This is a genomic window from Moorena sp. SIO3I6, assembly GCF_010672095.1.
This window is the reverse complement of the sequence record NZ_JAAHHU010000189.1, coordinates 1-10,087: the sequence shown is the minus strand read 5'-3', so window position 1 is coordinate 10,087 and position 10,087 is coordinate 1. Positions and strand designations below refer to the sequence as shown.

Genomic DNA, 10,087 nt, shown 5'->3' with positions numbered 1-10,087 from the left:
CTGCTTTATCAGTTTCTTCCCAAGGCAAAATCAAATCGCTACGCCCGAAATGACCATAAGCTGCTGTGTCTTGATAGAAACGACCACCCCGTTCTGCGGGTAATCGGCGCAGATTGAAAGTTTGGATAATTCCAGCAGGACGCAGTTCAAAATGCTTGTTGACCAATTCCAGCAAAATCTCCTCGTCCACCTTACCAGTGCCAAAGGTTTCTACAAGGATACTCACGGGTCTAGCCACCCCAATCGCGTAACTCAGCTGGACTTCGCATTTGTCTGCTAAACCTGCTGCCACAATGTTCTTAGCTGCATAGCGACAGGCATAGGCAGCGGAACGGTCTACCTTAGTGGGGTCTTTGCCAGAGAAAGCACCACCACCATGGCGTGAGTAACCGCCATAGGTGTCTACAATAATTTTGCGACCAGTTAAACCTGCATCACCTTGGGGACCACCAACTACAAATTTCCCTGTGGGGTTCACCAGGAAGCGTGTGTTGTTATCCGGCTTAATCTCGATATCTTGGAAACAGGGTTCCACCACTGCTGACCACAAGTCATCTTTAATTTTTGCCTGGACAGCTGCCTCATCGGTAATATCACCAATAGTGGCATCGTGTTGGGTGGAAACCAGAATCGTATCAATCCCAACCGGCTTGCCATCTTCATAAACCACACTGACTTGGGTTTTGCCATCAGGACGCAGGTAAGATAAATCACCAGTTTTACGTACAGCTGCCAGACGGCGAGAAACCCGATGAGCCAGGCTGATGGGCATGGGCATCAGTTCTGGGGTTTCGTTGCAGGCAAAGCCAAACATCAGACCTTGGTCCCCTGCACCGATAGCATCCAGTTCATCCTCACTCATTTCCTGCCGACTTTCCTGGGCAGTAGTCACCCCTTGGGAAATATCAGGGGATTGTTCATCAAGAGCAACTAAAACAGAGCAACTGTTGGCAGAGAAACCATTGTCGGCATCTGTGTAACCGATTTCAGCAATTTTCTTCCGCGCCAAATCAATCAAATTGACCTGGGCTTGGGAGGTAATTTCACCAGTAATCAATACCAAACCGGTGTTAACGACCACTTCTGCCGCAACACGGCTTTGGTGATCTTGAGCGAGCATAGCATCTAGGATAGTGTCAGAAATCTGATCACAGACTTTGTCAGGATGACCTTCGGTAACCGATTCAGACGTAAATAAATAGCGACGAGACAATTATCAATTCTCCTTTAACTATTTCTGAACCTGTATAGCATAGATCATTTTGAGTTGCTTTAACTCGTTACTATCAAATCTTTAATCTTTAAATATAGCATTTTTCATAAATTGATGCTCAACAGATGCTGAATAAAAATCCTAAATCCTTTTTCAGAATGATTTGACGAGTAAATAGTCAAAAAAACTAGACTTTTTGACTATTGACCTATTTTTAAATTGATGAATGATTAAACTCCATCATCCGAGCAAAATTTTATCCTCTTGCTCTCGTTTTTATGAAATTTTTAACATTTCACCCTTTGTGGTATTTTTCCCCTTGGCAAGGGTAATGATTCAGCTATCAGCAGTCAGCTATCAGCTAATGAACAGATTTCTGAACAAACAAGATGCACCCCATCTGTTACATCCCTTCTTGATGCAAAGCGCGAGTGGGGGGAACCACGGCAGTCGCTCATGGGGGAGACCCCCAAGACCGCGCTGCCTCCCCAAGACCGCGCTGCATCGCTTACCAATCCCTTGCCATTATGTTTTATTTAGAATCCCCTAAAACCTCCTTTAAAGCACTCAAAACTTGCTCCACATTTTCTCGCCGAGAGTTATAACCCATTAAACCAATGCGCCAGACTTTACCTGCTAATTCACCCAAGCCGCCACCAATTTCCATGTTGTAATCATCCAGCAGTTTGCGGGTAACTGCCTTGCCATCTACCCCCTCTGGTATCCGAACCGTGGTCAAGGTAGGCAAACGAAATTCTTGCTCCACGTGACATTCTAGACCCAAATCAGCCAAACCTTCCCAAAGCAATTCAGCATTAGCTTGATGCCTTTCCCAACAAGCGGTTAGTCCCTCTTGAGCAACCAATCGCAAAGCTTCGCGCAAGGCATAATTCATATTAATTGGAGCTGTGTGGTGGTAGGTGCGCTCGTCACCCCAATATTTGCTCAACATCGATATATCCAAATACCAATTAGCAACTTGGGTACGACGCTGGTGGAGTTTTTCGAGGGCACGAGCTCCCATGGTGAAAGGGGAAATGCCTGGTGGACAGCTAAGCCCTTTTTGGGAGCAACTATAGGCAAGATCAATCCCCCATTCATCAATAAACAGTGGCACCCCACCTAAACTGGTGACTGTGTCAACCAGCAGCAAGCAATTGAAATCTCGGCACAACTCAGCCACACCCTCCAGAGGCTGACGGGCACCGGTTGACGTTTCAGCATGAACCAAAGCCAAGACAGCAGGACGATGGGTTTCCAAGCCTTCTCGGAGTTCATCAAGGGTAAAGACTTGCCCCCAAGGCTTGATTAGTTTACGGACATCAGCACCATAACGACCAGCCATATCCACGAGTCGGTGTCCAAAGTAACCCTTAACCCCAACTAAAACCACATCACCTGGTTCTACTGCATTGGCTAGAGTAGCTTCCATGGCCGCACTACCTGTCCCACTCATGGGAATGGTCATCGGGTTATCAGTTTGCCAAGCGTAGCGGAGTAAGGTTTGCACTTCGTTCATCAGTGCGATGAAACGGGGATCCAGGTGACCAACTGGGGGCAGTCCCAAGGCTGTTAATATGGAGGGATGGGCATTAGATGGCCCTGGTCCGAGTAACAGCGTCGGAGGCATGTCTATATCGGTCAGGGAGACGCGATTATTATCTTTGATTGATGGAGTTGAGGTCATTTATTATATTAAGTGTTTAGTAAAGTAAGAGTTAACCAAAATAAATAATAACCCGAACGCGGCTATCCCCGTCTTCTAGGAAGTAAGACGGGACAAGAAATCAGCTTGAGCCTCAAGCACAGAGGAGATTAAAGAGGTCAACAAAACCGGGTGTATCTCATATTTTCAAAAAAAAGGAAAGTGTGGGAAGTGTGGGGATTGTGGGGATTGTGGGAATTATCGCGCGAATTTTTGCTTAATTTCATCCATTGAGATGCACCCAACAAAACCTAATCTGCTGGGATATCGGCAAAGATGCCAATGGCAATGGTGAGGTAAGCAGTTAAGCTGTTATGTATTTTTAATACACAACAGTTTACCAAAGATGTGATCCTCAAACAAAAGGAATTTGAATCTAGTTTGTTGACCTATAAAGGTAGGGCAAATGCATCTAAATTATGAAACCTTTATCCACTAAAAAAATAAATAACACCAGTTTGAATAAAAATAAATAAATAAATACCCTGAAACCATTATACCTGGGTTAGCCGGTTGTCAGGTTACCCGGTTGGCAGGTTGCAGGAAACAACCTTTAACCTTCAACGGATTAACCTTGGCCAAAAGGCCACGCGTGCGCGTTCAACCGCAAAGTAGGCTAGAAAATAAAAAGATTCGCGATCTGCACGCTTTAAGCGATGGACTGCGTCCCGCTTTCAGCGATCGCATGTTTGGCAAGCAATAGATTCAGGATAAATACTGTGGTTTTTAAGATTGCTTTATTAGGATTAGGGACGGTTGGTACAGGAACAGCAAAGATTTTACTCGACACAGCTGGACGTAACCCACTACTGCAAGGGATAGAAATTGCCAAGGTGGGAGTGCGATCGCTTGATAAGCCCAGAGAAGTGCAACTACCACTGGAGTTGATGACAACCGACCTAGAAGAAATTGTCACCAACCCAGAGATAGATATTGTAGTAGAGCTACTGGGAGGATTAGAACCAGCGCGATCGCTTATGCTCAAGGCGATTGCCGAAGGTAAACATATTGTCACTGCCAATAAAGCCGTTATTTCCCGCTATGGGGATGAAATTTTTGCGGCGGCGGAAGAGGCTGGAGTCTACGTCATGTTAGAAGCAGCCGTTGGGGGGGGTATCCCAGTAATTCAACCCCTCAAACAGGCATTGGGAGTGAACCGTATTCACAGTATTACTGGCATTGTTAATGGTACTACCAATTACATCCTGACCCGGATGCAACGGGAAGGGGGAGAATTTGGCGATATTCTGGCTGATGCCCAACGGTTGGGATATGCTGAGGCTGACCCTACTGCTGATGTGGATGGATTAGATGCCGCTGACAAGATTGCCATTTTAGCTTCTATTGCTTTTGCAGGACGGATTAAGTTATCTGATGTCCACTGTGAAGGGATTCGTCAGATCAGTGCAGCAGATATTGGTTATGCTGAGAAACTGGGGTTTGTAATTAAACTCTTAGCTGTAGCCAAGCGAGACCCCATGGCAACTGGGGATAACCCAAAGTCTGAAACTATTCAGCTGAGGGTACATCCTACCCTTGTTTCCAAAACTCACCCCCTTGCCAGTATCAATGATGTTTACAACGGGATTGTGGTAGAAGGCGAACCGATTGGACAAGTGATTTTCTCTGGTCCTGGTGCAGGTTCTGGTCCGACAGCCAGTGCGGTAGTGTCGGATATCTTAAACATTGCTGCTGTCCTCAAAAGCGATCGGGAAGCCAAGCAACTACATCCTCTACTTAGTTGTGCTCATCAGCACTATTGTACTGTTGCTCCTATTTCAGACCTGGTCACCCGCTTTTATGCGCGGTTCCTTAGTCAAGACCATCCTGGTGTAATTGGGCATTTAGGCACCAGTTTTGGCAAACATCATGTCAGTTTAGAATCTGTGGTGCAAATTGGTTTCCAAGGAAACTTAGCAGAGATTGTGGTCGTCACTCATGATGTGCGTGAAGGGAACTTCCGACAGGCTCTAGATGAAATTCGGACTCTAGAGGCAGTGGATAGTATTCCTAGTATTTTAAGAGTGCTGTGAAGGTTTAATAGTTGAAGGTTTAATAGTTGAAGGTTTAATCTTTTAGAGGGTTGAGGAAAGTCCTTCCGGGAAAGTTCAAACCATAGCCATTCCCGAAAGCTAGGTTGTTTGGTTGAAGTCTAAAAGTTGAAACCGTTTACCTCTGCCCTAGTCTTGATCTATGACTCAATCATTAACAATGAATCTAGTGCGCTGGCTCCCAATTGTTTCCACAATTTTTTGGCTAGTGACCCCAACTGTTGCTACTTCAAACTTGGGAACAACTGATTCCTATCCTGGTTCTTTATCTGTAGATGATGGTTGGCGATGGACTTCGTCCCGCTTTCAGCGAACGCAAAGCCAGTTAAATTTCACAAATTCCACACTTCAACCAGGCAACCTGCAACCTTGGCCAAAAGGCCACGCTACGCGAACAACCCTGACAGTACAAACAGTACAACAGTCACAAAACACAGTAACTCAAAACACAACAATACAGGATATCTGTCCACCGCCAGTGCTCTCCCGCTTAACTCGCCACCAAGTGGTTGCAGGTGAAACCGTCGAGAGTATTGCCAACCAATACAACCTTGAGGAGGCTACACTACTTCGATTCAATCCAGCCTTAAACCGGCAGTCAATGCCAGTGGGTCAAGAGATTCTGATTCCGCCATTCAATGGCATCTTGGTGAATGTGCCATTGAATGCCACTTGGCAAGACTTAGCAGACGCCTACGGTGTCCGTGCTGCCGTTTTATTTGAGTTAAATGGTTGTCAAAAACCCTCTAAGCAAGCCTTTATCCCAGGGTTGAATTCCCTTAACAGAAGTATTCCCACAACAACAGGGGAAACTCAGACTGTAGATAACTACACTGGATTGACTAATTATCCCTTACCAACTGTGGCACGGATAGGACTGGATTACGGCTGGCGGCAAGATGCTGGTGAGGATGAAAAGAAGTTTCACGCTGGTGTAGATTTACTGGCACAGGAAGGTACTCAGGTTTTTGCCAGTGATAGCGGTATCGTTGCCTATGCTGGATCACAAGATACTTATGGCAATTTGGTGGTGATTAATCATGAGGGAGGACGCCAAACCCGCTATGCTCACTTAAACCGTACTACTGTCAGTCCAGGTCAGCAGATTAATGTTGGACAGTTATTAGGGACAGTGGGTACTACAGGAAATCCTGACATTAACCAACCCCATCTACATTTTGAGGTTCGTTTGAATTCCCCTGGGGGTTGGGCAGCACAAGATCCAAAATTGCATTTGAAAATTACTCCATAGTAAGCATTGAGCTGACCAAGTTGATCGTCCATGTCCAATAGTCAGCTATTGCTCATCCTGATATGAACCCACTTTCCGCACTTCATTTTGTAGCACAAAAGAACTATCGAGTGCGATCGGCGAAGCCGCGCCAAAGGCGATCGCAAATTCTCTAATATAATCCGAGTAAAAATACTTAGTTGACCGAGAGTTCGCTGGTGCTTGCCGCGAACTTTTTTCAACTTAAGTTCTTACGTATAAATAAACTAAAGCATTATATCCCTGTAGGGTGCGTTAATAACGCTACACCATAAGCGCGTTTAGAGGCCAGTTTTGCGTAAGTCCTATTCAATTTATGGTCAATTATCGCCAGTTTAGGGGGTTTAACCCCCCATAGATAATATCGATTCATAGCTTAATATCAACCCAAGATTCCAACTGCGTACATTCTAAGGGTTTTGTTATCGAAGTCTTTACCTACTCCTGAGCAGGAAGAAAGTAGATCAAATTCCATAGCCTCTCAGGTGTGGAGTGAGGCAATTGACGATAACACAAGGTAACACGTATCACCATTCACAATTCGGGTTTAGGAAGGCTGTTCATGGGATTTCTCAACAATTTCAGTATCAGGTCAAAACTTATATTTATGTTGCTGGCTCTGAGCACTTGCTCGCTGTTCGTGACTGCTTATATCGGTTATCGGAGTGGTCAGTCTCATCTGAGCAAAACAGTATCAAACCAGTTAACCAGTCTACGAGCTTCCAAAGCAGATCAAATAGAATCATACTTTGAAGATATTCGTTATCAAACCCAGACCCTAAGTGAAAACTTAATGGTGGTCGAGGCGATGCAGGAATTTAAGACAGCCTACAACCAACTGCAGCAATCTAGGACACCAAATGATACACCAACTAATTTAGAGGACACCCTCAAGAAATACTACCGTAAGGAATTTTTGACCAAACTAGCGGAAACTAGTGACGGCAAACCTGTATTAGAATCTTACTTACCAGAAACCTCTGCGGCTCGTTACCTCCAGTACTATTACATCGCTACTAACCCCAACCCAGCTGGGGAGAAACATCTCCTAGATGATCCAGAAGACAAGAGTGAGTACAGTAGTATTCACACCCGCTACCACCCGATTTTTCGCAATATTGTTGAAAAGTTTGGTTACCGGGATATGTTGCTGATTGATCCTAAAACCGGTGAGATTGTCTACTCAGTTTTTAAAGAAACTGACTTTGGCACCAGTCTCACTACTGGACCATACAGTGATAGTAACTTGGCTTTCGCCTTAGGCGACCTCCGAAAAGCCAAGGGAAAGGATTATGTGCAGATCTTTGATTTTGATTCCTACCGTCCTTCTTTTGGAGCCCCAGTAGCATTTATTGCTGCTCCCATCTATGACGGCTCCCAATTTATAGGTGTTTTGGCATTCCAGCTTCCGGTTAATCAGATTAACAATGTCATGACAGGTTACCGTAAATGGAAGAGTAATGGTCTGGGGGATACAGGAGAGATCTATCTAGTCGGAGAAGATTATCTGATGCGATCAGTTTCCCGTTTCCTAATTCAAGACCCGACAAAATATAGTAAAGACTTGCGAGAACATGGTGTAAAGGAACAGATCCTGAAGCGAATCGAGCAGTTCGGTACATCAATTCTTCAACAGCCAGTCAAGACAGAAGCTGTAAAAGCAGCCTTAGCTGGGCAAGAAGGCACCCAGATTATGGATGATTATCGGGGTATTGAAGTTTTGAGTTCCTACGCTCCCTTAAACATCGACGGATTGGAGTGGGTGATCGTCTCCCAGATGGCTCTTACCGAAGCCTATGCCCCAGTTTACGCTTTTCAAAAGAGAGTTTTGGTTTCAGCTGCTTTGCTCATACTGCTGATCACCCTAGTTGCTATGGGGCTCGCCCATGTGTTTGTCCAACCAGTAAGAACTTTAATTGCTAGCGCCCGAAAAGTCAGGGATGGACAAGTTGATGCGGTTGTGAATCTAGACTCGGAAGACGAATTTGGGGAGTTAGCTGAGTCATTTAATCAAATGGTTGGCAGCTTACGCACTCAAACTAAACTGGTCGAGGAGAAAAATCGCGAAAATGAAAAGTTACTGACAAGTGTATTTCCAGACTCCGTAGCCAAACGTCTCAAACGGGGAGAGACAAACATTGCTGATAGTGTTTCCAATGTTACGGTTTTGTTCTGCGACATTGCTGGATTCTGCAAGCTCTCTAGGTCTATGGATACCCATGAAATCATTGCCATTCTTAATGATATAGTAAGTCTGTTCGATCAAGCCACCGCCAAATACGGAATAGAGAAGATTAAAACCATTGGGGACAATTACATGGCAGTCTGTGGATTATCAATCTTACATCTAGACCATCAAAAACGGGCAGTAGATTTTGGCTTAGAAATACTAGCATTGACCCACCGATTCAGTCATGAGCGAGGATTTGATATAGACCTTGAAATCGGTATCCATTCCGGAGATATTGTTGCTGGCATTGTAGGTCGAGAAAAAGTGGTATACGACGTTTGGGGCGATACAGTAAATGTTGCCAATAAGCTAATGTTTTACTGCCCACGGGGAGCTATATTAGTGTCTCAAAATGTCTACAACAGTCTCCATGATATTTACGACTTTGAGCAGGCTGAGGACATCACAACTAATGGTAAAAATCAGCCGAAAGCTTGGTTGTTAAGAACTGCACAGGAATTAGTAGCTTCAACAGTGTAGACATCGGCTTTGCCCAGTTTTGCCCAATTGTGAAAAATCCAAGGGTAATCGGGAATTGGTACTGGGGAATTGGTAATTGATAAAACTATACTTGATTACATTATTTCCAGATTACCATAATACACGAAATTAAGAACCCCCACGCGAGCATTATCCCGTGGGGGATGAAAACTTTTTCAGAGGGTTAACCCTCTTGTTCAAGGGATCGTAAAAGAACGGGACAAGGAGATTGTTTTGATGAGCAAAGTAATATGGGAAAACGATTGGTTTATCTGGGCAATAGCCTTAGGGATAGGGTTTCCGTTCCTGGTAATTATTCTCACAGAAATTACTCATCGTTTACAAAGACGCGGTCAGCCTCTAGCAGCTACACTCTTTCTAGTTCGTAACCGTGTCCTACCGGTCTTAGTATTCCTGCTATTTATCCAGAATGTGCTTGAGTTAGACCTGGATAACAATCTTGTCAAGCTTGTCGAGACCCTGGTGTGGTTCTTTGTTATAGACGCCTCTCTGTCTCTAATCAATTCGGTTTTGTTTGAAGCCGCTGGGGAAAATACATGGCGAGGACGGATCCCAAAACTACTCCTAGATTTGTCAAGATTTTTTTTGGTAGCCCTTGGTGGTGCCATTGTGCTATCGAGAGTGTGGGGAGCCGACCTCGCTGGTCTAGCTACTGCCTTGGGTGTGGGTTCTATTGTTATCGGCTTGGCACTTCAGGACTCTCTGGGCAGCATCTTTTCTGGCATTACCCTACTGTTCGCTCGTCCCTTTGAAGTCGGTGATTGGTTGCAGATGGGAGACAAAGTTGGTCAGGTCATTGATATGAATTGGCGAGCTGTTCACCTGTTAACCCGCACAGGGGACATGATTATTATTCCCCATCGGGTACTTGGGGGAGAAATAGTCCTCAATTACAGCAAACCGAAACGGATTCATGTAGAAACCTTTAGGATTGACTTCGACAGTGATGATCCACCCAACCTAATTAAGCAAGTACTAAAAGAAACAGCACTGGCCACAGAAGGGATATTGAGTGATCCTTCCCCAGAGATCCGCACCATGGAATATAACGACTATCGCGGTAACTATGAGGTTAGGTTTTGTATCGAAGACTATCAGGATGCCCCCAAAATCCGTG

The 10,087-nt window shown here is 44.9% G+C and carries 7 protein-coding genes; 5 read left to right on the top strand and 2 right to left on the bottom strand.

What is annotated here, in order from left to right:
• On the bottom strand, positions 1–1,213 hold a 1,213-nt coding region (metK, locus tag F6K49_RS30455), incomplete at its 3' end, for a methionine adenosyltransferase (protein WP_293102634.1).
• Positions 1,214–1,745: 532 nt separating this feature from the next.
• Positions 1,746–2,900: an alanine--glyoxylate aminotransferase family protein gene (locus tag F6K49_RS30450; protein WP_293102631.1), complete on the bottom strand. Its 1,155-nt coding sequence runs from the start codon at positions 2,898–2,900 to the stop codon at positions 1,746–1,748.
• A gap of 592 nt (positions 2,901–3,492) precedes the next feature.
• On the opposite strand from F6K49_RS30450, the gene F6K49_RS30445 reads away from it, so the two are divergent.
• The 5 genes from F6K49_RS30445 to F6K49_RS30425 all read left to right on the top strand — a co-directional run.
• Positions 3,493–3,621 (top strand): hypothetical protein, encoded by a 129-nt coding sequence (locus F6K49_RS30445; protein WP_293102628.1) that lies wholly within the window; start codon positions 3,493–3,495, stop codon positions 3,619–3,621.
• A 16-nt stretch (positions 3,622–3,637) separates the two neighbouring features.
• On the top strand, positions 3,638–4,951 hold the full coding sequence (locus F6K49_RS30440; protein WP_293102625.1) for a homoserine dehydrogenase: 1,314 nt from the start codon (positions 3,638–3,640) through the stop codon (positions 4,949–4,951).
• Between the two features lie 178 nt (positions 4,952–5,129).
• Entirely contained in the window at positions 5,130–6,221 is a 1,092-nt protein-coding gene (locus F6K49_RS30435; protein ID WP_293043183.1) for a M23 family metallopeptidase, read from the top strand.
• 658 nt (positions 6,222–6,879) lie between these two features.
• Entirely contained in the window at positions 6,880–8,949 is a 2,070-nt protein-coding gene (locus F6K49_RS30430) for an adenylate/guanylate cyclase domain-containing protein (protein ID WP_293102621.1), read from the top strand.
• A gap of 237 nt (positions 8,950–9,186) precedes the next feature.
• Positions 9,187–10,087: mechanosensitive ion channel family protein (locus tag F6K49_RS30425; protein ID WP_293102617.1), on the top strand; the 901-nt coding region annotated here is incomplete at its 3' end.